This window comes from Paraburkholderia sp. AV2, assembly GCF_054968425.1.
In genome coordinates this window covers 19,344-42,090 of record NZ_JBANLK010000043.1, presented here as the reverse complement: position 1 = coordinate 42,090, position 22,747 = coordinate 19,344, and the positions used below count along the sequence as shown (strand labels likewise).

The window sequence follows — 22,747 nt, the reverse complement described above, 5'->3', positions numbered from 1 at the left end:
AACGATGTCCAAACGCCTTGTCCGAGTATATCGCGCGGCCGGTTTCGCGCTGGCCGCCGCGGCACTCGTCGCGTGCAGCACGGCGTCGGCCGTGCGTCCCGTTGCGCTTCCCCTCGACGCCCAGCTTTCCCCGGACGACCAGACGTTCATCCAGCTTCGCGAAGCCGCGCGCAACAACGACCCGGCGCGCGCCGCGCAACTCGCCGCGATGATTCCGGACTATCCGGCGCCCTCGTATCTGGAGTACTTCCAGCTCAAGCCGCAGCTTTTCGATTCGCAGGGCCACGCGCGCACCGACGCGCCCGATGCGCCCGTGCTGTCGTTCCTGCAGCGCCACGACGGCGAGGCCATTGCCGACCGGCTGCGCAACGACTATCTGCTCGTGCTCGGCGCGCGCCACGACTGGGCGAACTTCGATCAGCAATACCCGCGCTTCGTGCTCAACGACGACACGCAGGTGAAGTGCTACGCGCTCGAATCGCGCGCGGCGCACGGCGAGAACGTCGCGAACGACGCGCGTGCGCTGCTCACCGATCCGCGCTACTACGGCGACGGCTGCGTGGACCTCGTGACCGCGCTCGCGATCAAAGGCCAGTTGACGAGCGACGACGTCTGGCAGCAAATCCGTCTCGCCTACGAACAGAACCAGACCGGCACGGGCTTCAAGCTGCTTGGCGGCCTCGCCACGCAGCCCGATGCGGCCGCGTTCTCGCAGGCCGTGAACACGCCGCCCATCACGCTGGCGGCCGGCGTGAGCGCGGACCCGCTGTCGCATCAGCTCGCGCTGCTCGCCGTCACGGTGATGGCGCGCAACGATCCGGCGATGGCGGCCGCGACCTTCGCGGCGGTGGCGCCGTCGCTGGCCTTGCCCGAGCGCGGGATCGGCTGGGGCACGATCGGCTATGAGGCCGCGCAGAAGCGCATGCCGGGCGCCCTCGACTGGTATCGCCTCTCGGCCAACGCGCCGCTCTCGAATCCCGCTTACGAGTGGCGCGTGCGCGCTGCGCTGCTGGGCGGCGACTGGACCATGGTGCGCTGGTCGATCGAGCAGATGCCCGCGGCGCTGCGCGCGCAGCCTTCGTGGGTCTACTGGCACGCCCGCGCGCTCAAGCAGGCGGGCGACGTGGCCGGCGCCAACCAGGAATTCACGCAGATCTCGCAGGGCTACAACTTCTACGGGCAACTGGCGCTCGAGGAGCTTGGCCAGAAGATCACGATTCCGCCGAAGACCACGGTCACCGACGCCGAAATCGCGCAGGCCGCGCAAACGCCCGGCTTCGCCCTCGCGCAGCGCTTCTACGCACTGAACCTGCGGCTTGAAGGCAATCGCGAATGGAACTGGCCGCTGCGCAACATGACGGACCGTCAATTGCTCGCCGCCGCCGAATACGCGAAGCGCATCCAGTTGCTCGACCGCACCGTCAACACGGCCGACCGCACCGTGAGCGAGCACGACTTCTCGCTGCGCTATCTCGCGCCGTATCGCGACATTGTCGACCGTGACGCGCAAACGACCGGCCTCGACGTCGAATGGGCCTACGGCCTCATGCGCCAGGAGTCGCGCTTCATCATGAACGCGCGTTCGGGCGTGGGCGCGAGCGGCCTCATGCAGATCATGCCGGCCACGGCGCAGATGGTGGCGAGGAAGATCGGCCTCGGCCCGCTGTCGCGCGACCAGCTCAACGACATCGACACGAACATCCTGCTCGGCACCAACTATCTGTCGATGATCTACAATCAGTTCGACGGTTCCGCCGTGCTCGCCACCGCGGGCTACAACGCCGGACCGGGCCGCCCGAGCACATGGCGGCAGTCGTTGCAGCAGCCCGTTGAGGGCGCCATCTTCGCGGAATCCATTCCGTTCCAGGAAACCCGCGATTACGTGAAAAACGTGTTGTCGAACACGGTCTACTATGCGGCGCTGTTCGAGGGCCGCCCGCAATCGCTGAAGGCGCGTCTCGGTTACATCGCGCCCTAGGCGGCCGCGCCGCCGCCTGCACCAGGGAGGTCGGAGATGCGACATCAAACCATCGCAGTGATCGGCGGTTCGGGGTTCATCGGCAGTCATCTCGTCAACGCGCTCGTCGAGGCGGGCAAGACCGTGCGCATCGCCACGCGGCGGCGCTACAGCGCCCGCCATCTGACGCTGCTTCCCATCGACGTGATCGAGACCGACGTCTTCGATCCCGTTGCGCTCGCGAGCTTCGTGGAAGGCGCCGACGCCGTCATCAATCTCGTCGGCACGCTCAACGGCGGGCGCGGCGATCCTTACGGAGCCGGCTTCGCGAAGCTGCACGTCGAGCTGCCGACGAAGATCGTCGCCGTCTGCGAAGGCAAGGGCGTACATCGGCTCGTTCACGTGAGCGCGATCGGCGCCGATCCGCGCGCGCCCAGCATGTACCTGCGCTCGAAGGGCGACGGCGAGAAGGCCGTGCATGCGTCGGCGTCGCTGGCCGCGACGATCTTTCGGCCTTCCGTGGTGTTCGGCCCCGACGACCTGTTTCTCAACCGCTTCGCGCTCCTGCAAAAGCTCTTTCCCGCGATTCCGCTCGCGATGCCCGACGCGAAGTTCCAGCCCGTCTACGTGGGCGACGTGTCGAAGGCGATCGTCAACGTGCTCGATCTCGACGCCGCCAGCGGGCACACTTACGAACTCGGCGGCCCGAGCGTCTACACACTCGAACAGCTGGTCGCGTATTGCGGCGAGGTGGTGGGCCGCCATGCGCGCATCATGCGCCTGCCCGAAGCGTTTGCGCGGCTGCAGGCGCTCTCGTTCGAGATCGCGCCTGGCGAGCCGATGCTCACGCGCGACAATCTCGATTCGATGAAAGTCGACAGCGTGTTGTCGGGGCCGCTTGCGCCGGAGCTCGGCATCGAGCCGGCGAGCATCGAAGCCGTCGCGCCGCTGTATCTCGGCGACGCCTCGCAGCGTTCGCGGCTCAACCTGTTCCGCACGCACGCGGGGCGCTAGCCGCATCTTTCCAACCCTACACTTCAAGCCTGTGATGAAACTCGTAATCGGAGACAAGAACTATTCGTCGTGGTCGATGCGGCCGTGGCTGCTGCTCACGCATTTCGGCATTCCGTTCGAAGAAGTGCTGATCGAACTCGACGAGCCGGGCACCAAGGCCGCGATCCTCGCCTACTCGTCCTCGGGCAAGGTGCCGTGCCTCGTGTCCGACGACGGCTTCGCCGTGTGGGACTCGCTCGCGATCGCGGAAACGCTGGCCGACCGCTATCCGCAGCACGCGCTCTGGCCGCGCGAGCCCAATGCGCGCGCTCGCGCGCGCAGCATCAGCGCCGAAATGCACTCGGCCTTCGGCGCCGTGCGCAACGCGATGCCGATGAACATCCGCCTCACGCGTCCCGGCGTGGGCACGGAGCCGGACGTGCTCGCCGACATCGCGCGCATCGACGCGCTCTGGCGCGAATGCCTGGCGGCGAGCGGCGGACCGTTCCTGTTCGGCGAGTTCGGCATTGCCGACGCGATGTATGCGCCGGTCGCGATGCGCTTCAACAGCTATCAGCCGAAGCTCTCGCCCGAAGCGGCTGCCTACGTGCAACGGGTGACGGCGCTGCCGGCCGTGGCCGCGTGGATCGAGGCGGCGCGCCGCGAGACCCACATCGTGGCGGACGACGAACTCGCTCCATGAAAATCTATGTCGTGGGCGGAGCGATCCGCGACGAGATGCTCGGGCTGCCGGTGCGCGACCGCGATTACGTGGTGGTGGGCGCGACGCCCGAGCAGATGGCGGCGCAGGGCTATCGTCCCGTGGGCAAGGACTTTCCGGTGTTCCTGCATCCGCAGACGAACGAGGAATACGCGCTCGCGCGCACCGAGCGCAAGACCGCAGCCGGCTACCACGGCTTTCAGTTCTTCTATGCCCCCGACGTGACGCTCGAAGAGGATCTCGCCCGCCGCGATCTCACGATCAATGCGATGGCGCGCGAAATGCTGCCGGGCGACGTGATGAGCGGGCCGGTGATCGATCCGTTCGACGGCGCGGGCGATCTGCGCGCGCGCGTGTTCCGCCACGTGAGCGACGCCTTTCTCGAAGACCCGGTGCGCATTCTGCGTGTCGCGCGCTTCGCGGCGCGTTTCGCGGATTTCACCGTCGCGCCCGAAACCATGGCGCTGATGCGCCGCATGGTCGAAGCGGGCGAAGCCGATGCGCTCGTGCCGGAACGCGTGTGGCAGGAAGTGGCGCGTGGCCTCATGGAGGACAAGCCCTCGCGCATGTTCGAGGTGCTGCGCGAGTGCGGCGCGCTCGCGCGCGTGCTGCCCGAAGTGGACAGCCTCTATGGCGTGCCGCAGCGCGCCGACTACCATCCGGAAGTCGATACGGGCGTGCACGTGATGATGGTGATCGACTACGCGGCGGCGCAGGGCTACGCGCTGCCGGTGCGCTTTGCGGCGCTCACGCACGACCTCGGCAAGGCGACCACGCCCGAGGACGTGCTGCCGCGCCATATCGGCCACGAAGGGCGCAGCGTCGATTTGCTCAAGCCGTTGTGCGATCGCCTGCGCGTACCCAACGAATGCCGCGACCTGGCCATGCTCGTTGCGCGCGAACACGGCAACGTGCATCGCGTGATGGACATGGGCGGGGCGGCGCTCGTGCGGATGCTCGAACGCGGCGACGCGCTGCGCAAGCCGGCGCGTTTCGCGGAAGCGCTGCAGGCCTGCGAGGCGGATCTGCGCGGGCGCCTCGGCTGGGAGAACGCGCCGTATCCGCAGGCCGAACGGTTGCGCGTGGCGCTGGTGGCGGCACGCGCGGTGGACGCGGGCGCCATCGCGCGGGATTGCGGCGGCGGTGCGGAGCAGATCAAGGAAGCGGTGCACCGCGCGCGTGTCAAGGCGGTGGAGGACGCGCTCGCGGCCGCGTGAGCGTTACAGCACGCGCACGAGCAGCGAAAGCGCCATCGAAAGCACGAGCGTCGACATGAATGGCAGCGGATACTCGCGGCCGAAAAGGCGCAGCGTGATATCGCCGGGCAGCCTGCCGATGCCGAGCTTGCTCAGCCAGGGCTGCGCGCTCGACAGTATCGCAACGGCGATGAAGGTGGTCAGGAACCAGCGGATCATGGCGTTGCGCGCCTCGTCATAACGTATGACTGCGGTCGCCGCGCGCGAACGCCGTGAGCGTAGTGTCGATGCCGCGCGAGAACGCGATCACCTTGAAGAGCTCGCCCATCTCCGACTCGGAGACCAGCTTCTGCACGGCGTTCGCGGCGGGCAGGAAACGCTGGACATCGCGTGGATCGATCTCCGAAAGCACTTCGGTGATGCCCGCGTTCATCAGGAAGCGCGCCTGCGACGCATAGCCGAGCACTTCCGCGCCGGACTCGACGGCCGCTTCCGCGATGCCCGTGAATTCGACGTGCGCCGTGATGTCCTGGAGGCCGGGGTACAGGAAAGGATCGCCGTGCGCGCGGTGCCGGTAGTGGCACATGAGCGTGCCCTGCGCGCGCTGCGGGTGATAGTACTCGCGGCGCGGGAACCCGTAGTCGATGAAAAACGCCGCGCCGCGCACGAGCATCGTGCAGACCGTGCGCGTGAACGCGAGCGCCGCCTCGTGGGTTTCGGTCAGGTAGTCTTCGCTGCCCTCGACGCCCGCGAGCACGCCTTCGGGCCAGTGCGCGTCGAGCCCGCTCATGGCGGGGCGGTCGGAGAAAACGAACGCGCCTTGCGCGCCGACGGTCACGCCGCGCTCGTGCCAGACCGCATCCTTGCGTGCGAACAGACGCACCGGCATTGCGTCGAGCACTTCGTTGCCGACCACCACGCCTTCGAACTGCGCCGGCAACGCGTCGAGCCAGGTCACGCGCGGCGCGAGATGCGGCGCGAGCGCTTCGATCGTCGCGCGCTGGCGCGCGCGCAACTCGCCGGACAGGTCGACGATTGCATAGGAATCGAAGTCGACGCCGAGCGCATCGAGCGCGAGCAGGATGCCGGCTGCGAGCTTGCCGGTGCCCGCGCCGAACTCCATCAGCGCGCGCGTGCCGCTCGCGGCGAGCGCTTCGGCCAGCGCGCGCGCGAGCGTCGCGGCGAAAAGCGGCGAGAGCTCCGGCGCCGTCACGAAGTCGCTGCCGTCGCGGGCATCGAAGCCGAACTTGCGCGCGCCGCCGCCGTAGTAGCCGAGGCCCGGCGCGTAGAGCGCACGCTCCATATAGCGGTCGAACGGCAGCCAGCCGTCCGCCGCCGCGATCTGCGCGCGCAGCGTCGCGGCGAGCGCCTCGGACTGCGCGAGCGCGATCGGCTCGGGAACAGGTAAACTATCGGGCTCGTGAGCTTTCGGATTCATCCCGGCATTGTAAATGAGCGCTACTTCCGGCATCCGCCCGGCTTCCGGCTTCTCCGCGGCGGCCCCAGTATCCGGCCCCGATTTTTCGGGAGCGCCGGCCGCTGCACGCGTGGTGCTGGTGACGGGCGGCGCGCGCCGGATCGGGCGGGAGCTGGCGGTGGGCTTTGCGGCGCATGGCTGGGACGTGGCGGTGCATTTCGGCGAATCGCGCGCGGCAGCCGATGAAGTCGTCGCCCAGATCGAGGCGCTGGGCCGCCGCGCGGTGGCGCTGCAGGCCGATCTCGCCGACGAAAGCGAGGTCGCGCGGCTCGTCCCGGCCTGCACGGCGGCGCTGGGGCGTCCCGCGTGCGTGCTGAACAACGCTTCGCGCTTCGAGGAAGATTCGGCGCTCGACGTCGGCTACGAAAAGCTGCTGCAGCTCATGGCGATCAACGTCGGCGCGCCGCTCGTGCTGGCGCGCACGCTTTACGAGGCGACGCCCGAGGCCGCGGCAACCGACGAGTCGCTGCGCACGTGTGTCATCAACGTGCTCGACCAGAAGCTGTACAACATGAATCCGGACTATCTCTCGTACACGCTGACGAAGGCCGCGCTCGCGAACGCCACCGTCGCGCTCGCCCAGGCGCTCGCGCCGAAGGTGCGCGTGGTCGGGCTCGCGCCGGGCCTCACGCTGCAGTCGGGCGACCAGACGCCGGAAAGCTTCGCGGCCGCGCACCAGATGACGCCGCTCAAGCGTGCGTCGCGGCCCGCGGATCTCGTGGCGGCCGCGCTGTATCTGGCGAGCGCGTCCGGCGTGACGGGCACGACGCTCGTCGTGGACGGCGGCCAGCACCTCGTGCCGCTGCCGCGCGACGTGATGTTTTTGACCGGCGCCTGAGCGGCGCCGCCCGTGCCGCGAAGGCACGGTTTTTTATCGACTGGAACGACTATGTCCGCCGTCTTGCTGCACCCCCGGCTCGCCGATTGCCGCCGGCTCTTTTTGCGCAACTACGAAGTGAACATCAATATCGGCGTGCACGACTTCGAAAAGCGCGGCGAACAGCGCGTCGTCATCAACGTCGACCTGTTCGTGCCGCTCGCGCAGACCACGCCGCGCGAGGACAAGCTGCGCGAAGTGGTCGACTACGACTACATGCGCGCGACCGTGGCCGCGCGCGTGGGCCAGGGCCACATCCATCTGCAGGAAACCCTCTGCGACGATCTCGCGACGGCCCTGCTCGCGCACCCGCTCGTGCGCGCGGTGCGCCTGTCGACCGAAAAGCCCGACGTTTATCCGGACTGCGACGCGGTGGGCGTCGAGGTCTTTCGCATCAAAGAGGACTGATTCATGAACGCCCCCGAAACCCTCCCGGTAGAGGACCGCGGCCCGCTCGAAGGGGCCGCGCCGGAGACCGAAGCCGAAGGCCGCCGCGCGCTCACGCGCCGCGAGCAGAAGGAAGCGTACGAGAACAACAAGCTCTTCAAGCGGCTCGCGCGCCAGGTCGGCCAGGCGATCGGCGACTACAACATGATCGAGGACGGCGACAAGGTGATGGTATGCCTTTCGGGCGGCAAGGACAGCTACGCGATGCTCGACGTCCTGCTGCGCCTGCGCGAGCGCGCGCCGATCGACTTCGGGATCGTGGCCGTGAACCTCGACCAGAAGCAGCCGGGCTTTCCCGAGCACGTGCTGCCCGAGTACCTGACGCAGATCGGCGTGCCGTTCCATATCGAGAATCAGGACACCTACAGCATCGTCAAGCGCCTCGTGCCCGAGGGCAAGACCACCTGCTCGCTGTGCTCGCGGCTGCGCCGCGGCATTCTGTACCGCGTGGCGGGCGAGCTGGGCGCGACGAAGATCGCGCTCGGCCACCATCGCGACGACATCCTGCAAACGCTGCTCCTGAACCTGTTCTACGGCGGCAAGCTCAAGGGCATGCCGCCCAAGCTGCAGTCCGACGACGGCAAGAACATCGTGATCCGCCCGCTCGCCTACGTGAAGGAAGTCGATCTCGAAAAGTACGCCCAGTTGCGCGAATTCCCGATCATTCCGTGCAATCTCTGCGGCAGCCAGCCGAACCTCAAGCGCGCCGAAATGAAGGCGCTGATCCGCGAATGGGACAAGCGTTTCCCGGGCCGCGTGGAGAACATGTTCAACGCGCTCGGCAACGTGGTGCCGTCGCACCTGATGGACGCGTCGCTGTTCGGTTTCAAGGACCTGCGCGCGACGGGCGAGGCCGATCCGCAGGGCGATATCGCCTTCGACGAGGAGCCGTGCTCGACGGATACGCCGTCGCCCTCCGCGGAAGGCACGCCGATCTCGTTTACGAAGTTCGACGATCTTTAACGTTTGCCTGCCGCCGGATGCCGGGTTTTGACCCCGTCCGGCGGCGCCGCTGCGCAGGCTCCCCGGCCCGCGCACAAAGCCTTGTCAAACAAGGCTTAACTGACCGCTGCGGCGCGTTTTCCGGACAAACCCGCATGCTAGAATCGGCAGCTTCAAATTCCTGTTCGCCGATGCCATGAACATCGTGATTCTGGCTGCGGGCATGGGCAAGCGCATGCACTCCGCGCTGCCCAAAGTCCTGCACCCGCTGGCCGGCCGGCCGCTTCTCTCGCACGTCATCGATACCGCCCGCATGCTTGAGCCCACGCGACTCGTCGTCGTGATCGGCCATGGCGGCGACGCGGTGCGCGCAGCCGTCGCCGCGCCCGACGTCCAGTTCGCGGTCCAGCACGAGCAGCGCGGCACGGGCCACGCTCTCCAGCAGGCGCTGCCGTTCATCGACACGAGCGTGCCCACGCTCGTGTTGTACGGCGACGTGCCGCTCACGCGCGCCTCGACGCTCGAACGCCTTGCCGCAGCAGCAGGCAAGGACGGCTACGGCGTGCTGACCGTCACGCTCGACGATCCCACCGGTTACGGGCGCATCGTGCGCGACGCGGCGGGCCAGGTCGTGCGCATCGTCGAGCAGAAGGATGCGAGCGAGGCCGAGCGCCGAATCGCCGAAATCAATACGGGCATCGTCATTACGCCGAGCGCGCCGCTTGCGGGCTGGCTCGCCGCGCTCAAGAACGACAACGCGCAGGGCGAGTTCTATCTCACCGACGTCGTCGAGCAGGCCATCGCGGCGGGACACCCGGTCGTCACGGCTCAGCCCGACGAAGAGTGGGAAACGCTCGGCGTCAACAGCAAGCAGCAGCTCGCCGAACTCGAACGTGTGCACCAGCGCAACGTCGCCGAGGCGCTGCTCGTGGCGGGCGTCACGCTCGCGGACCCGGCGCGCATCGACGTGCGCGGCACGCTCCAGTGCGGGCGCGACGTGTCGATCGACGTGAACTGCGTGTTCGAAGGCAACGTGACGCTGGCGGACAACGTCACGGTCGGTCCGAACTGCGTGATCCGCAACGCCGCGATCGGCGCGGGCACGCGCATCGACGCCTACACGCATATCGAAGACGCGACGGTCGGCGAAGCGGCCGTGCTTGGGCCGTATGCCCGTCTGCGCCCCGGCGCGAAGCTGGCCAACGAGGTTCATGTGGGCAACTTCGTCGAGGTGAAGAATGCGAACATCGGCACGGGCTCGAAGGCCAATCACCTGAGCTATGTGGGCGATGCGGACGTGGGCGCCGGCGTGAACATCGGCGCGGGCACCATCACCTGCAACTACGACGGCGCCAACAAACATCGCACGGTGATCGGCGACAACGTCTTCGTCGGCTCCGACACGCAGTTCGTGGCACCGGTGCGCGTAGGTAGCGGCGTGACCGTCGCGGCCGGCACGACGGTGTGGAAGGACGTGGCCAACGACATGCTCGTGCTCAACGGCAAGACCCAGGTCGAGAAGGCCGGCTACGTGCGGCCCGTCAAGAAAAAGAAGTAATGAATTGCAGCAGCCGGTAGCGCGCCATCGCAGCGCAACCGTACAGCCTCTCTTTGCAAAGGATCGAAATCCATGTGCGGCATCGTCGGTGCAGTAGCGCAACGTAACATCGTGCCCGTTCTGATCGAAGGACTGCGGCGCCTCGAATATCGCGGCTACGATTCGTGCGGCGTGGCGATCGTCACGTCGGCCGGACCTCAGCGCGTGCGCAGCGTCGCACGCGTGGCCGAGCTCGACGAGCAGGTGCGCGAAGCGCGCTTCGAAGGCGTGACCGGCATTGCCCACACGCGCTGGGCCACGCACGGCGCGCCGACCGTGAACAACGCGCACCCGATCTTCTCGCACGAAGCGCTGGCGCTCGTGCACAACGGCATCATCGAGAACTACGAAGTGTTGCGCGAGGCGCTGCGCGCGAAGGGCTACGAGTTCATCACGCAGACCGACACCGAGGTGATCGCGCATCTGATCCACAGCCTCTACAAGGGCGATCTGTTCGCCGCCGTGCGCGAGGCCGTGCGGCAGCTTGCGGGCGCCTATGCGATCGGCGTCGTGCACAAGGACCAGCCGCATACCGTGGTGGGCGCGCGCGCGGGCTCGCCGCTCGTGGTGGGCTACGGCGAGGCGGGCGAGAATTTCATCGCCTCGGACGCGCTCGCCATTGCCGGCAGCGCGAACCGCATCAGCTATCTGGAAGAGGGCGACGTTTGCGAGATCACGCTCGAAGGCGTGCGCATTGCCGACCGCGAAGGCCATATCGTGATGCGCGAGGCGCGCGAGGTGCAGGCTTACGGCGCCGCCGTCGAGCTCGGCCCGTATCGCCACTACATGCAGAAGGAAATTTTCGAGCAGCCGCGTGCCATCGGCGACACCATTCCGGCCGCTGAGTCGTTCGAACCGGAACTGTTCGGCGAGAACGCGCGCGAGGTGTTCCAAGGCATCGACAGCATCCTGATCCTCGCGTGCGGCACGAGCTATTACTCGGGCCTCACGGCCAAATACTGGCTGGAGTCGGTGGCGAAAATCCGCACCGAGGTCGAGATCGCGAGCGAGTACCGCTACCGCGAGTCGGTGCCCAATCCGCGCGCGCTCGTCGTGACAATTTCTCAGTCGGGCGAAACCGCCGACACGCTCGCCGCGCTCAAGCACGCGCAGTCGCTGGGCATGCAGCACACGCTCGCGGTGTGCAACGTGGCCACGAGCGCGATGGTGCGCCTCACCGAATTCAGCTTCCTTACGCACGCGGGCCGCGAGATCGGCGTGGCTTCGACGAAGGCGTTCACGACGCAGCTCGTGGGCCTGTTCATTCTCGCGGTGACGCTCGGCAAGCTGCGCGGCCATGTGAGCGCCGAGCAGGAAGCGCAGTACCTCAAGCTGCTGCGCCATCTGCCGGCCGCGCTCAACGGCGTGCTCGCGCTGGAGCCGCAGATCATCGCGTGGTCGGAGGAATTCGCGCGCAAGGAGAATGCGCTGTTCCTCGGCCGCGGGCTGCACTATCCGATCGCCCTGGAAGGCGCGCTCAAGCTCAAGGAAATCTCGTACATCCACGCGGAGGCCTATCCGGCCGGCGAGCTCAAGCACGGGCCGCTTGCGCTCGTGACGGAGGCCATGCCGGTGGTGACGGTGGCGCCGAACGACACGCTGCTCGAGAAACTCAAGTCGAACATGCAGGAAGTGCGCGCGCGCGGCGGCCAGCTCTATGTGTTCGCCGATGCCGACACGCACATCACGAGCGAAGACGGCATTCACGTGATCCGCATGCCGGAGCACTATGGGCTGCTCTCGCCGATCCTGCATGTCGTGCCGCTGCAGATGCTCGCGTATCACACGGCCTGTGCGCGGGGCACCGACGTGGACAAGCCGCGTAACCTCGCGAAGTCGGTGACGGTGGAGTGAGTTGGGTTCTTGGTCGGCGATGAGTGTCGATAGGTGGTAGCCAGAAAGGGCGCTGAAGCAGTCTTCAGCGCCCTTCGTGTTTCTGGGTTGCCTCAGGGTGTAGCGCCGCGTGCGAAGGCTGCCCGAGGCGCGAGGCGCGAGGCGCGAGGCGCGAGGCGGCATCATAATGGCGCCGATCAGGCAAGGAGATGAAATTGGCCGAACAGCAGCGAGAACGGGCGCCGCGCCTGTATGTGTTTTCCGGAGCGGGACTTTCCGCGGAGAGCGGCATTTCCACGTTCCGCACGGGCGATGGCATCTGGTCGCACGCCAACCTCGACGAGGTGTGCAACTACCTGACGTGGCGTCGTAACCGGCCGGCGGTATTCCGCTTCTACAACCAGCGCATCAGCGAATGCGCGGGCGCGCGTCCCAACGACGCGCACCGGCTGCTCGCCCAATGGCAGGACACCTGGGGCACGGAGCGCGTGCATCTCGTCACGCAGAACATCGACAACCTATTGGAGCAGGCGGGCGCGCGCCAGGTCACGCACCTGCACGGCGACATGATCTCGCTGCTTTGCACCGACTGCGACTATCGTTTCCCGGCGAGCGGCCCGGGGCTGGATCCGAAGGCGGCCTGTCCGGCGTGTGGCGAAGTCGAGGGCGTGAAGCCCGGCGTGGTGTTCTTCAATGAAGCCGCGCCCGAATACGAGACGCTTTGGCGCATCCAGGAGGCCATGACGCCCGACGACCTGTTCATCGCCGTGGGCACCGCGTTCGAGGTGATTCCACCCGAGCGGCTATTGCCGCGCGAACGGCTTGGCGAGCACCCGCGCAATTTCGTCGTCGACCCGGCGCCGCGCCGGACGGAATGCTTTGGCGTGGTGGAGCGCAATCCGGCCACGCTCGGCCTGCGCAACCTTGCCGATACCGTCGAGCGCATGATGGCGGGCGGCTAGAACGAACAGCCCGGGGTTTCTTCTTCATCGACGCTGCGCAGGTGTGCAGCACAGGCACGCAGCCAATGCCGCGCGCGTTATGGGTTTGTATACCCATCTATATGTATACGTAGTAACAGTTAACAAAGCGGGGCATTTACTGTGGACAACGTCCGAAATACCTGCCGGTTCAAAACGATGCCGAACGAATAGCCATGCGGACAAACTCTGAATGTCGCGCGGGCTTCAGGGATAACTTTTGGGCATCTCTCGTGAGTGCGGCAGTTATCAAGAAGTCCTCCACAGGACGTTCGCCAGGTCATCCCCAGCTTGTCCAGAAGGTGCCGTGGATAACCCCGCCTGATCCGCCCGTGCGCGACGGTCGATGCGTGCGTTACGAACCTGCGGACGATCAGGCCGGTTCCGCCGGCTGCGGTTGCGTTGCCGGGTGCTTCTCGTGCGCTTCTTTGTCAGTTTCGGGCTGGCGGGACGGCAGCAACTGGCAGACGAGCAGACCGGTCAGCATCAGCGCACAGCCTGCGAGTGCACGCGACGTGAGCGTTTCGCCGAGCGCGATCCATCCCGCGAGGGCCGCGAATACGCCTTCCATGCTGAAGATCACCGCCGCGTGGGCGGGTGCGGCGTCGCGCTGCGCGACGACCTGGATCGTGTAGCCGACGCCCACGGAAAGCGCGCCGCCGTAGAGGATGGCCGGCGCGGCGCGTACGAGGCTCGCGAGCGGGAGCGGTTCGCAGGCGAGGCCGACGAGCAGGCAGGCCGCACCGCAGGCCACGAACTGCACGACGGAAAGCACGAGCGGATCGTGACGCGGCGCGTAGTGGCCCACGAGCATCACCTGAATCGAAATGATGATCGCGCAGCCAAGCTGGTACGAGTCGCCATACATCACCGAAAAGTGATCGTTGATGCTCAGGAAATAGAGCCCGACTGCGGCCAGCCCGGCGCCGATCCAGGTGCCGGGGCCGGTGCGATGACGCAGCAGCACGCCCAGCAGCGGCACGATCACGACATAGAGCGAGCTGATGAAGCCGGCATTGGCGATCTTCGTATAGCGCAGGCCGATCTGCTGGAGCGAGATGGCCACGGCCAGCATGAGCCCGAGCAGGCAGCCCGAACGCAGCAACCGGGCATCGAAGAGCGCTGGCGGCGCGGTCATGGTGCGTCGCGCCGTGGTGCGGCGCTGCGCGAGCACGAGCGCCGACACGACGGCGGCGCCCAGCAGAAAGCGCAGACCGGTGAAGAGGAATGGTCCGATGGCGTCGAGGCTCAGTCGCTGGGCGACGAACGCCGAGCCCCAGATCATGGCGGCGGCCAGCATGAGCAGGTTGGCGCGCAGGTGTTGGCGGGAAGCGGATTTCAGGCGGGATTTCAAGCGGGTTTCTCGTTCTGCGAAGACGGCTGCGGGACCGCTCCCGGTGGCGGGAGCAACGGTCCGTATGCGATTTGCCGGGAAGACGAATCCAGATCGTATCCGAACTGAAAGCCAATTGTCTTCCGCCAGGCATCGCGCAAAAAAAAGCCAGAGCAACGCTCTGGCTTTTTTCGCAGCCGCGTCTTGCCGGCGCGACCGGATTGCTGCGATGACGCTCAGGACGCGTCGTGCGCGAGGCCTGCTTCCAGCAGCTCGGTCAGCAGCCCGTTCAGGCCGCCCGGATGGCTCTCGGCACGCGACTTCAACTGCGCGACCAGATCGGCGTTGAGCTTGCAGGCGAACGGCACAAGCCCTTGCGCCTGGTCGAGCTTGCGGCGCTCGCGGCGGTCCAGCTCGGCCGGCGCCGAGCCCTTGCCGAAGCGATCGGGCCCCGCCTGCTTCGTCGATTGCATCAGTTTCAGCGCCTTGTTCTTCTCAAGGTCGGTTTTCTTCATCGCCATGTTTGCGGCTCCGGTATTGGGCAGTGGCGCGCATTGTACGCATTCGCGCGACAGCGTCCATCGCTATGTTCATTGCCGTCGCCGCCCAAGGATGTCGGCAAATCAGGGGCAAGTCAGGGGCGGGAAACGACGGACGCGGCGTGTCCGTCAGCCGCGAGGCCGTCCATCAGTGCGCGCATGCGCCGCCAGTGCGAACCTTCCCAGAACACGCGCCGGCAGACGTCGCAGGTGACGAAGCGCGTCTGGCGCTCGAATACGCCCTCCGGCACGCGCTCGCGGGCCTCGTCGCGATCGATGGCATGCAGCGGCGCGTTGCACGACAGGCAGAGCCGGAATGGGCGCGCGCTGGCGGCAAGGTCGAGCCGCTCGAAGATCTCGCGCAACTGTATCTGGGGCTTGAGCGCGCGCACGTAGCAGCCGTGCGTGATCGTGCGGCGCTTGAGCAGTTCGCGGTCGCGGGTGAGGACGATGCGATGTTGCGCGGCGGCCAGCGCCTCGATCTCGTCGTCGGGGTAGTTGTTGTCGTACAGCGTGTCGAAGCCCGCCAGCCGCAGCAATTGGGCCAGACCGCCCAGATGCGCGTCGGCGACGAAGGACGGTTCGCGCAGCGGCGCGGCCCGCACGCGCAGCAACGGACGGATGTCGAACGCCTCGAACTTCGGGTAGACGGCAACGCGGTCGCCATCGGCGAGCGGATGGTCGAAGCCCACGGATTCGCCGTTCACGAGGATCAGCTCCACTTCGGTATGCGGTACGCCAAGCGCCTCGATCATGTGCTTGGCCGAGGCGGCGCGCGCGCACTGCCAACTGAACGAGCGCTGGCGCAGCGGCCGCGCAAGGAAATCGTTCAGCTCCTCGTAGAAGCGAAAGGTGGCGGTGACCATGCGGTGAGTATCGCACCGACCATCGGCGTCCGGGCGGCCGTCTGCAGCGCGCGGACGCCTATGCTTTACTTGCGCGTTCCCAACATGAAGGAGGATGTAATGGATATCGGATTCATCGGTCTTGGTGAAATGGGCAGCGCGATCGTCGCGAATCTGCTGAAGGCGGGGCACCGGGTGCGAGTCTGGAACCGCACGCCGGAGCGCGCGCGGCCGCTCGCCGAGGCGGGCGCGCAGATCGTCGCCACGCCGGCCGAGGCTTTTTCGGGCGACGCTGCTTTTTCGATGCTCGCCGACGACGCGGCGCTGCGCGAGGTGTTCGGCGCGGCGTTGCTGGACGCGGCGCCGCGCGGTCTCGTACACGTCAACATGGCGACGATTTCCGTCGCGCTGGCCGGGGAGCTGGCGCGCGAGCATGCCGAGCGGGGGTTGCGTTACGTGGCGGCGCCGGTGATGGGCCGCCCCGACGTCGCGAGGGCGGCAAAGCTGACGATCATCGCGGCCGGCGACGCCGAGGCGGTCGACCGCGTGCAGCCGCTCTTCGACGCCGTGGGGCAGAGGACCTGCCGCATCGGCTCGCTGCCGCAGCAGGCGAACGTGATGAAGCTCGCGGCGAACTTCATGCTGGGGGCTGCGGTGGAGACGCTCGGCGAGGCGGCGGCCCTGCTCGCGGGGCATGGCGTGGCGATGCGCGACTTTCTCGACATGATTACGGGCGGCCCGTTTCCGGGACCGGTTTACGCGGGCTACGGAGCCATGATTGCGGAGGATCGTTACGAGCCCGCGATGTTCAAGGCCCGACTCGGTCTCAAGGACGTCCGGCTCGCGCTGGCGGCGGCGGATGCGGTGTCCACGCCGATGCCGGTGGCGAGCGTCGTGCGTGACAGCTTGATCGAAGCCGTTGCACACGGCGACGGGGAGCGCGACTTTGCGGTGCTCGGTAAGGTGGCGGCGCGGCGCGCAGGGCGGGCGTGAGGCCCGCCGTCTGGCGCTGAGCGGTATTGAGCATGCCGCTACGTCCCGACCCGGTTGGTTCGCCCCACGATGCCATACAGGAACGCCCCCCCGGCAAACGCCGCGCCCACGGCGCACACGCCGGGCCATTGCGCGAGGGCCCAGCCGACGCCTGAAAGCGCGGCGCCCAGCGCGCCGCCAACGAAAAACACACCGACGAACAATCCGTTCAGCCGCCCGCGCGCGGCGGGATTCATGAGATTGACGGCGCGCCGGCCCAGCGTTTGATCGATCACGACGCCGGCGTCGAGCGCTGCGCCGCCGATCACGAGCGCGGCGAGCGCGAGGCGCGGGTGCGCATGGGGCGAAAATCCGAATCCGCCCGCTCCGGCCACGGCGACCAGCACGAGCGCAGCCAGCATCAGCAGATGCGCGAGGCACAGGGCGGCGCGACCGTGCCCGTGGTCGCCGGCCCGCCCGGCGAGCGGCGTGACAATGGCGCCGCTCGCGCCGGCGAGCGCGAACAGCGCCACACCGTGCAGGCCGAAGCCGAACGGCGCCTGGGCAAGCCGCAGGCCAATCGACGCCCAGAACACGCTGAACGCGCCCATCGCGAGGCCGGCCGAGATCGCGCGCCGTTGCAGGACGGGCTCGGTGGCGAGCAGCGTCCAGAGCGAGCGCAGCAACCCGGTATAACGCGTATGGGCGTGCGGCGTGCGCAGCGGCAGGCGCAGCGCGAGCACGGCGGCGAGCAGCGCGTCGATGAGTGCGGCCGCACCGTAAAACGCACGCCAGCCCATCGATCCGGCGATCAAGCTCGCGAGCGGCCGCGAAAGCAGGATGCCGAGCATGAGCCCGCTCATGACATTGCCGACCGCGCGGCCGCGCTGCGCTTCCGGCGCCATCGAGGCGGCCATCGGCACGAGCATCTGGATCACGCTGGACGTGGCGCCTGCGAGAAATAGCGCGGCGAGGCACGCCCAGGCGGAATGCGCGAAAAGCGGCACGGCGAGCAGTGCGGCACAGGCGAGGAGCGTGCGCACGATCAGGCGGCGGTTCTCGATCAGATCGGACAGCGGAACGAGCAGGACGAGGCCGGCGGCATAGCCGAGCTGCGGCAGCATCGAGATCAGGCCGGTCAGTGCGTGCGGGACCTGCAGCGAAGCGGCGATAGGCCCGGTGAGCGGCTGCGCGGCGAACAGATTGATGACGATGAAGCCCACGGTCGCGCTGAAGAACAGCGTCATCGCCGTGGTCAGCTGGCCGGCGTGGAGTTCGTCTTGCTGATCGGCGTGCGGTTTGTCGGTGGCGACGACGGCACAGGAAGGGGACGAAAGCTCGGCGAGGCGAGTCATGTTGGCGCTCCGGATGAGACGGTTTCGCCTATCCTAGAAGCCGGAAGGTTATGCGACAATTGAAATATCTTGATATTAATTATGCGAGATTGTTTTGAACACGCGTGATCTGCAAGCCTTCGTGGCTGTGGTGGAAAGCGGCTCGATTGTCGGCGCCGCCGAAAGGCTTCATCTCACCCAGCCCGGGCTGACGCGCCGCGTCCAGAGTCTGGAAAGCACGCTGGGTCTCGCGCTGCTCGACCGCCAGGCCAAGCCGCTCAAGCCCACCGCCGCAGGCCGCGAGGTGTACCGTCTCGCGCGCAACGTGCTGGGTGCCGTGGACGAACTGCTGGCCGTCGCGTCGCCCGAAAGCGAGCCGGCCGGCGAACTGCGCATCGGCGTGCCGCCGTTTCTCTCCGACCTCGCGCTCGAACAGCCGCTCGACCGCCTGCGCGGCGCTTTTGCGAAGCTCACGCTGCGCGTGACGGCGGGCTGGTCGCCGGGATTGCTGCAGTCGGTCGAGCGGGCCGAAATCGACACCGCCGTCGTGCTGATGCCGGGCGACAGCGCGCTGCCGGAATCGCTCGAACGCACACGCCTCGCCTTCATGCCGACAACGGTGGTCGCGTCGCGCGCGCTGGGTTTGCCCAGCGATCCGGTCACGCTGGAAGATCTGGCGTTGCATCCGTGGGTGCTCAACCAGGACGGCTGCGGCATGCGCTCGGCGCTCTCGCGCTCGCTCGCGCGGGCCGGGCTGCCGTTCAACGTGGCCGTCGAGGCATTCGGTTCCGATCTGCAGCTTTCGCTCGTGGCGCGCCAGCTCGGCATCGGCATCGTGTCGCCGCACGTGCTGGCGCGCAGTCCGTTTCGCGATGCGCTGCAGGCGATCGACGTGGTCGATTTCGATACCGGCGTCGACGCCTGGCTCGTGCATCATGCGCTGCCGGGGCGGCTTGTGCGGGCCGTCGCGCTATTGCGCGATTCGCTCGTCGAAGTGCTGGCGGCGACCGGGGTGCCGACGTAACAATCCTCATATGACTGCGCGTTGACGCACGATGCGCATCGAAGCGGGCGGCCACAATGACCATAGTGGAGGCGTTGGGCGCCGCGCCGGACGGCCTGAACAGGCCGGCATGACAAAGACACAGAGCGCGACAGTTCTGCATGGGATGGGAGACGGGGGATGGACAAGCGCATCCTGATCGCCGACAACGACGAACAATCGCTGACGGAGCTAGGTACGTTGTTGACCGATCTCGGCTACGCGACCTATGCCGCGCGCACGCTCGACGATACGCTGCTGGCTGCCGCGCGCTTCACGCCCGACGTGGTCATCGTCGCGCTTTCCTTGCTGGAGGAGGAGCCGGCAACCCTCGTACGGCGCCTTCGCGACGCCTGTGGTGCCTGCGCGCCGCTTTTGATCGCGCTGACCGGATGGCCCGACTCGCGCCACCGCGACGAGGCGCTCGCAGTGGGCTTCGACGTGCATCTGGTGCGCCCGGTGGGGCTCGATCAGCTGACCTTTATTCTTTCGATGATCGGCAGCTAGACGAATGTTGTAAATTTACAACAAATACGGGGCGTACTAGGGTGCGTACTACTTTACATGTTGCATTGCATCACCTAGGCGGCTATACTTGTTTCTGTCTCCTCCATGTCTCCTCTGATATGGATTAAGCCCGCCTCTTTGGCGGGCTTTTTTTCGTCCCTGCATTTTGCTTGCTTTGCGCGCCAGGCCGAGACAGGCATAAAAAAACCGGAGCGCGAGGCTCCGGTTTTGCGTGGTGCCCGCCGCATCAGGCGAGCGGTGGCGTGTCGCTCATCCCTTGAGGCCGGCGTCTTCCGCTGCGCCTACCGCGAGATTCATACACTGGATCGCCGCGCCCGAAGCGCCCTTGCCGAGGTTGTCGAGGCGCGCGACCGTCACGAATTGCTCGTCGTTGCCGAACACGAAGAGATCCACCCGGTTCGTGTCGTTGTTCGCCTGAACGTCGAAGGCGCCGCCATCGAGGTTTTCCTCGGCGTTGAACAGCGCCACGCGCACGAACGCCTCACCCGCGTAGTACTCGGCGTAAAGCGCCAGCACGTCCTCGGGCTTCGCGCCGCGCGTGAGCTGCTTCGGCGAGAAGTAGGTCGTGACCGCGAGGCCCTTGTAGAACGGGCCGACTACCGGCGTGAACACGGGCGTGGACGAAAGTCCGCCGTGCGACTTCATCTCCGGCAGGTGCTTGTGCGTGAGGCCGAGCGCGTAGGGGCGCGGGCTCATCAGCTTCGGGTTGCCGCCTGCTTCGTACTCCGCAATCATTTTTTTGCCGCCGCCGCTGTAGCCGGTCAGCGAGTAGGCGTGCGCCGCGAAATCGGGACCGACGAGGCCGGCCTCGACGAGCGGACGCATCGCCAGCACGAATGCCGACGCGTGGCAGCCCGGCACCGCAATGCGCTTCGACGTGCGCACGCGCTCGCGCTGCTGGCGGGTGAGTTCGGGCAGGCCGTAGGCCCAGTCGGAGCTCGTGCGGAACGCCGTGCTCGCGTCGATCAGCACGGTGCGGTCGTTCTCCACCAGCGAAGCCGATTCGCGCGAGGCGACATCCGGCAGGCAGAGGAACGTCACGTCGGAGGCGTTGATGAGACGGCGGCGTTCTTCGACGTCCTTGCGCTTCGCTTCGTCGATCCGCAGGATTTCGACGTCGGCGCGCGCTGACAGGTATTCGAAAATCTTCAGGCCGGTCGTGCCTTCCTGTCCGTCGACAAAAACTTTCGTGCTCATCTCGATCTCTCTGAACGCGGGGTGCGCAGTTAAATGGGCCCGGGGCGCGCGTGGACAACGGGGGATCCGCCCAGCGCCGGAACGTTATTCTAAGACTTCGGACGCGCCACCGTGCGTGCCGGCGGGAAAAAAAATCGGGAGTAACCCGTACGGGCGGGAACCGCCGCGGCTCACGGCTTTGCCGGAGCCCGCAACGAGATGATGCGGCCGTCGTGTGACGGTTATGCGGTGGCGTTTTTGCTGGCGGGCAGCCTGGCCCGGCCCGCGTCGTCATGCTCAGCGGCCGTAGCTGACGGTGAGCTGCGCGCGGCCGAGCGCAGCGCCGTCTATCTCGTGATCGAACATCTCAGCCGGACGTCCCTGTTCGAGCCCCGCTATTTTGTCGGTGCCGATGGCGTAGACCGTGATCACGTACCGGTGCGGCTTGCCGGGCGGCGGGCAGGGACCGCCATAGCCGCCGGTGTTGAAATCGTTGCGCGCTTCCACTGCGCCGAGCTTCGCCAATGCGCCGGACCCGCTCGCGTTTTCCGGCAAGGCCTTCACGCGGGCCGGGAGGTTCGCGACGGCCCAATGCCACCAGCCGCGGCCCGGAGCGTCGGGGTCGAACATCGTGATTGCGAAACTGCGTGTGCCTTCGGGCGCATTGCGCCACGAGAGCTGCGGCGAGCGGTTACCGCCTTCACAGCCTTCCGCGTTGAAGACTTGCGCGGTGGCGACACTGCCGCCGTTCCCGAAGGTTGTGCTGGAAACCGAAAACGCACCTTCGGCATGCGCCATGCCGGCGGTATGCAGGGCAGCGACGAGCAGGACCAAACCGCGCGCCATGCCATGCCGGCGACGGGCGAGCGGGACCGTGATCGCGACATACGGGCAAGCCATCGGATGGTTTCCTGTATTTTTTCGAGCCGTCCAGGCATTTCCTGCGAGGCCGATTCGAATTGTGCTCCGAATTGAACTCGATCAAATATAGCGGCATTTCAGGGCGAGGCTTCGCCACATCGGTCGTTGTGGGGTAGAGGACATCGGCTATAGTCGCGTGCGCCCTCGTCTGCCGGTGAGGATCGCGGGCAGTGTCGGGCAGAGGCCTGCTGCATGTCCGTGAGGGTACGCCAGAACAAAACAAGCAGGCTTGCCCGAAAGGAGCACAGGCCTGCCGAGAGGAGGGTGAATGCAGCAGCCAATCAGGATCGTAGTCGCGGACGATCATCCTGTTATCTTGTTCGGCGCGGAACAAGCGCTCCTCAAATTTCCGGGTGTCCAGGTCGTCGCGCGCGCACGCCAGTCCACCGAGCTGATCAAGGCGCTGCTGACGACTCCGTGCGACGTGCTCGTGACCGACCTCGCCATGCCCGGCGGGCAGTTTGGCGACGGCTTGCCGCTGATCGGTTATTTGCGCCGCAATTTTCCCGATATTCCCATCGTCGTCTTGACGATGCTCGAGAATGCCGCCCTGCTCAAACGACTCGGAGAGCTGGGCGTGATCGCCGTCGTTCACAAGTCCGACGACCTGGGCCACATTGGCCTCGCGGTGCAACAGGTGAGCCGCGGCATCGAATACATGAGCCCGCAGGTGAGGGCGGCGCTCGAATCGCTGCGCCTGAACAGCGGCGGCAAGACCGACGAAGTGCTCTTGTCGAGGCGCGAACTGGAGGTCGTGCGGCTTTTCGTGTCGGGCATGACCATCAAGGAGATCTCGGAAAAGCTCAACCGCAGCATCAAGACCATCAGCACGCAAAAGAACACGGCCATGCGCAAGCTCGGGCTCGACCGCGACTCGGAGCTGTTTCAGTACGCGCAGAGCAATGGCTTGCTGAACCTCTCTTCGCATGTGCCAGACACGCACCACGGTGTCGAAGCTTCGCATTGACGCAGCGTTGCGCCGCCCGGTAACACGCCCGTGGCGCCGGCGGCGCCCATGAAAAAAGGCCATCGCCCGG

The 22,747-nt window shown here is 66.8% G+C and carries 22 protein-coding genes; 14 read left to right on the top strand and 8 right to left on the bottom strand.

Annotated features, from left to right (window positions below):
- The first annotated feature begins 4 nt into the window (after positions 1-4).
- Genes V8683_RS24385 through V8683_RS24370 form a run of 4 tightly spaced genes read left to right on the top strand, consistent with a single transcriptional unit; the run spans position 5 to position 4,888 of the window.
- Entirely contained in the window at positions 5-1,978 is a 1,974-nt protein-coding gene (locus V8683_RS24385) for a lytic transglycosylase domain-containing protein (protein WP_411188216.1), read from the top strand.
- Positions 1,979-2,014: 36 nt separating this feature from the next.
- Positions 2,015-2,971, top strand: coding sequence for a complex I NDUFA9 subunit family protein (locus V8683_RS24380; protein ID WP_411188217.1), 957 nt, complete (start codon positions 2,015-2,017; stop codon positions 2,969-2,971).
- A 34-nt stretch (positions 2,972-3,005) separates the two neighbouring features.
- Positions 3,006-3,653, top strand: a complete 648-nt coding sequence (locus V8683_RS24375) for a glutathione S-transferase family protein (RefSeq protein WP_411188218.1) — start codon at positions 3,006-3,008, stop codon at positions 3,651-3,653.
- Positions 3,650-4,888, top strand: a complete 1,239-nt coding sequence (locus V8683_RS24370) for a multifunctional CCA addition/repair protein (RefSeq protein ID WP_411188219.1) — start codon at positions 3,650-3,652, stop codon at positions 4,886-4,888. Before V8683_RS24375 ends, V8683_RS24370 begins: the two co-directional genes overlap by 4 nt.
- A 3-nt stretch (positions 4,889-4,891) precedes the next feature.
- On the opposite strand, the gene V8683_RS24365 is transcribed toward V8683_RS24370, so the two are convergent.
- On the bottom strand, positions 4,892-5,086 hold the full coding sequence (locus V8683_RS24365) for a DUF2905 domain-containing protein (RefSeq protein ID WP_411188220.1): 195 nt from the start codon (positions 5,084-5,086) through the stop codon (positions 4,892-4,894).
- A 16-nt stretch (positions 5,087-5,102) separates the two neighbouring features.
- Positions 5,103-6,305 (bottom strand): class I SAM-dependent methyltransferase, encoded by a 1,203-nt coding sequence (locus V8683_RS24360; RefSeq protein ID WP_411188221.1) that lies wholly within the window; start codon positions 6,303-6,305, stop codon positions 5,103-5,105.
- 13 nt (positions 6,306-6,318) lie between these two features.
- On the opposite strand from V8683_RS24360, the gene V8683_RS24355 reads away from it, so the two are divergent.
- From V8683_RS24355 to V8683_RS24330, 6 genes are all read left to right on the top strand, one after another.
- A complete protein-coding gene (locus tag V8683_RS24355; protein WP_411188222.1) occupies positions 6,319-7,182 on the top strand; it encodes an SDR family oxidoreductase in 864 nt (287 codons plus the stop codon).
- Between the two features lie 51 nt (positions 7,183-7,233).
- Positions 7,234-7,629, top strand: coding sequence for a dihydroneopterin aldolase (locus tag V8683_RS24350; RefSeq protein ID WP_027792947.1), 396 nt, complete (start codon positions 7,234-7,236; stop codon positions 7,627-7,629).
- Between the two features lie 3 nt (positions 7,630-7,632).
- Entirely contained in the window at positions 7,633-8,631 is a 999-nt protein-coding gene (gene ttcA, locus V8683_RS24345; protein WP_411188223.1) for a tRNA 2-thiocytidine(32) synthetase TtcA, read from the top strand.
- 175 nt (positions 8,632-8,806) lie between these two features.
- On the top strand, positions 8,807-10,168 hold the full coding sequence (gene glmU / locus V8683_RS24340) for a bifunctional UDP-N-acetylglucosamine diphosphorylase/glucosamine-1-phosphate N-acetyltransferase GlmU (protein WP_411188224.1): 1,362 nt from the start codon (positions 8,807-8,809) through the stop codon (positions 10,166-10,168).
- Between the two features lie 72 nt (positions 10,169-10,240).
- Complete coding sequence (glmS, locus tag V8683_RS24335; protein WP_411188225.1) at positions 10,241-12,061, top strand: glutamine--fructose-6-phosphate transaminase (isomerizing); 1,821 nt, start codon at positions 10,241-10,243, stop codon at positions 12,059-12,061.
- Positions 12,062-12,249: 188 nt separating this feature from the next.
- Positions 12,250-13,002 carry an SIR2 family NAD-dependent protein deacylase gene (locus V8683_RS24330; protein ID WP_411188226.1) on the top strand — a complete coding sequence of 251 codons (753 nt, stop codon included), beginning with the start codon at positions 12,250-12,252 and terminating at the stop codon, positions 13,000-13,002.
- 391 nt (positions 13,003-13,393) lie between these two features.
- Here V8683_RS24330 and V8683_RS24325 read toward each other — a convergent pair whose 3' ends face one another.
- From V8683_RS24325 to V8683_RS24315, 3 genes are all read right to left on the bottom strand, one after another.
- A complete protein-coding gene (locus tag V8683_RS24325; RefSeq protein ID WP_411190477.1) occupies positions 13,394-14,320 on the bottom strand; it encodes a DMT family transporter in 927 nt (308 codons plus the stop codon).
- Between the two features lie 269 nt (positions 14,321-14,589).
- On the bottom strand, positions 14,590-14,874 hold the full coding sequence (locus tag V8683_RS24320; protein WP_411188227.1) for a hypothetical protein: 285 nt from the start codon (positions 14,872-14,874) through the stop codon (positions 14,590-14,592).
- Positions 14,875-14,987: 113 nt separating this feature from the next.
- A complete protein-coding gene (locus V8683_RS24315) occupies positions 14,988-15,758 on the bottom strand; it encodes a Mut7-C RNAse domain-containing protein (protein ID WP_411188228.1) in 771 nt (256 codons plus the stop codon).
- 99 nt (positions 15,759-15,857) lie between these two features.
- On the opposite strand from V8683_RS24315, the gene V8683_RS24310 reads away from it, so the two are divergent.
- Entirely contained in the window at positions 15,858-16,730 is an 873-nt protein-coding gene (locus tag V8683_RS24310; protein ID WP_411188229.1) for an NAD(P)-dependent oxidoreductase, read from the top strand.
- Positions 16,731-16,768: 38 nt separating this feature from the next.
- Here the strand turns inward: V8683_RS24310 and V8683_RS24305 are convergent, their stop codons facing one another.
- Positions 16,769-18,064 carry an MFS transporter gene (locus tag V8683_RS24305; RefSeq protein ID WP_411188230.1) on the bottom strand — a complete coding sequence of 432 codons (1,296 nt, stop codon included), beginning with the start codon at positions 18,062-18,064 and terminating at the stop codon, positions 16,769-16,771.
- A gap of 94 nt (positions 18,065-18,158) precedes the next feature.
- On the opposite strand from V8683_RS24305, the gene V8683_RS24300 reads away from it, so the two are divergent.
- Positions 18,159-19,067 (top strand): LysR family transcriptional regulator, encoded by a 909-nt coding sequence (locus V8683_RS24300; RefSeq protein ID WP_411188231.1) that lies wholly within the window; start codon positions 18,159-18,161, stop codon positions 19,065-19,067.
- A gap of 159 nt (positions 19,068-19,226) precedes the next feature.
- Positions 19,227-19,592 (top strand): response regulator, encoded by a 366-nt coding sequence (locus V8683_RS24295; RefSeq protein ID WP_411188232.1) that lies wholly within the window; start codon positions 19,227-19,229, stop codon positions 19,590-19,592.
- A gap of 270 nt (positions 19,593-19,862) precedes the next feature.
- Here V8683_RS24295 and argC read toward each other — a convergent pair whose 3' ends face one another.
- Positions 19,863-20,810: an N-acetyl-gamma-glutamyl-phosphate reductase gene (gene argC / locus V8683_RS24290; RefSeq protein ID WP_411188233.1), complete on the bottom strand. Its 948-nt coding sequence runs from the start codon at positions 20,808-20,810 to the stop codon at positions 19,863-19,865.
- Positions 20,811-21,086: 276 nt separating this feature from the next.
- Positions 21,087-21,635, bottom strand: a complete 549-nt coding sequence (locus V8683_RS24285) for a YbhB/YbcL family Raf kinase inhibitor-like protein (RefSeq protein WP_411190478.1) — start codon at positions 21,633-21,635, stop codon at positions 21,087-21,089.
- 343 nt (positions 21,636-21,978) lie between these two features.
- Between V8683_RS24285 and V8683_RS24280 the strand changes: the two genes are divergently transcribed.
- Positions 21,979-22,677: a response regulator gene (locus V8683_RS24280; protein WP_411188234.1), complete on the top strand. Its 699-nt coding sequence runs from the start codon at positions 21,979-21,981 to the stop codon at positions 22,675-22,677.
- The last annotated feature ends 70 nt before the right edge of the window (positions 22,678-22,747 follow it).

What these genes read in the sequence shown, in the direction of transcription:
- ttcA (WP_411188223.1), top strand. Translation starts at nt 7,633, where the DNA reads ATGAACGCCCCCGAAACCCTCCCGGTAGAGGACCGCGGCCCGCTCGAA.
- V8683_RS24280 (WP_411188234.1), top strand. Translation starts at nt 21,979, where the DNA reads ATGCAGCAGCCAATCAGGATCGTAGTCGCGGACGATCATCCTGTTATC.
- V8683_RS24320 (WP_411188227.1), bottom strand. Translation starts at nt 14,874, where the DNA reads ATGGCGATGAAGAAAACCGACCTTGAGAAGAACAAGGCGCTGAAACTG.
- V8683_RS24380 (WP_411188217.1), top strand. Translation starts at nt 2,015, where the DNA reads ATGCGACATCAAACCATCGCAGTGATCGGCGGTTCGGGGTTCATCGGC.
- V8683_RS24370 (WP_411188219.1), top strand. Translation starts at nt 3,650, where the DNA reads ATGAAAATCTATGTCGTGGGCGGAGCGATCCGCGACGAGATGCTCGGG.
- V8683_RS24355 (WP_411188222.1), top strand. Translation starts at nt 6,319, where the DNA reads ATGAGCGCTACTTCCGGCATCCGCCCGGCTTCCGGCTTCTCCGCGGCG.
- V8683_RS24385 (WP_411188216.1), top strand. Translation starts at nt 5, where the DNA reads ATGTCCAAACGCCTTGTCCGAGTATATCGCGCGGCCGGTTTCGCGCTG.
- V8683_RS24350 (WP_027792947.1), top strand. Translation starts at nt 7,234, where the DNA reads ATGTCCGCCGTCTTGCTGCACCCCCGGCTCGCCGATTGCCGCCGGCTC.
- argC (WP_411188233.1), bottom strand. Translation starts at nt 20,810, where the DNA reads ATGAGCACGAAAGTTTTTGTCGACGGACAGGAAGGCACGACCGGCCTG.
- V8683_RS24285 (WP_411190478.1), bottom strand. Translation starts at nt 21,635, where the DNA reads ATGGCGCGCGGTTTGGTCCTGCTCGTCGCTGCCCTGCATACCGCCGGC.
- V8683_RS24315 (WP_411188228.1), bottom strand. Translation starts at nt 15,758, where the DNA reads ATGGTCACCGCCACCTTTCGCTTCTACGAGGAGCTGAACGATTTCCTT.
- V8683_RS24375 (WP_411188218.1), top strand. Translation starts at nt 3,006, where the DNA reads ATGAAACTCGTAATCGGAGACAAGAACTATTCGTCGTGGTCGATGCGG.
- glmU (WP_411188224.1), top strand. Translation starts at nt 8,807, where the DNA reads ATGAACATCGTGATTCTGGCTGCGGGCATGGGCAAGCGCATGCACTCC.
- glmS (WP_411188225.1), top strand. Translation starts at nt 10,241, where the DNA reads ATGTGCGGCATCGTCGGTGCAGTAGCGCAACGTAACATCGTGCCCGTT.
- V8683_RS24365 (WP_411188220.1), bottom strand. Translation starts at nt 5,086, where the DNA reads ATGATCCGCTGGTTCCTGACCACCTTCATCGCCGTTGCGATACTGTCG.
- V8683_RS24360 (WP_411188221.1), bottom strand. Translation starts at nt 6,305, where the DNA reads ATGAATCCGAAAGCTCACGAGCCCGATAGTTTACCTGTTCCCGAGCCG.
- V8683_RS24330 (WP_411188226.1), top strand. Translation starts at nt 12,250, where the DNA reads ATGAAATTGGCCGAACAGCAGCGAGAACGGGCGCCGCGCCTGTATGTG.
- V8683_RS24325 (WP_411190477.1), bottom strand. Translation starts at nt 14,320, where the DNA reads ATGCTGGCCGCCGCCATGATCTGGGGCTCGGCGTTCGTCGCCCAGCGA.
- V8683_RS24295 (WP_411188232.1), top strand. Translation starts at nt 19,227, where the DNA reads ATGGACAAGCGCATCCTGATCGCCGACAACGACGAACAATCGCTGACG.
- V8683_RS24310 (WP_411188229.1), top strand. Translation starts at nt 15,858, where the DNA reads ATGGATATCGGATTCATCGGTCTTGGTGAAATGGGCAGCGCGATCGTC.
- V8683_RS24305 (WP_411188230.1), bottom strand. Translation starts at nt 18,064, where the DNA reads ATGACTCGCCTCGCCGAGCTTTCGTCCCCTTCCTGTGCCGTCGTCGCC.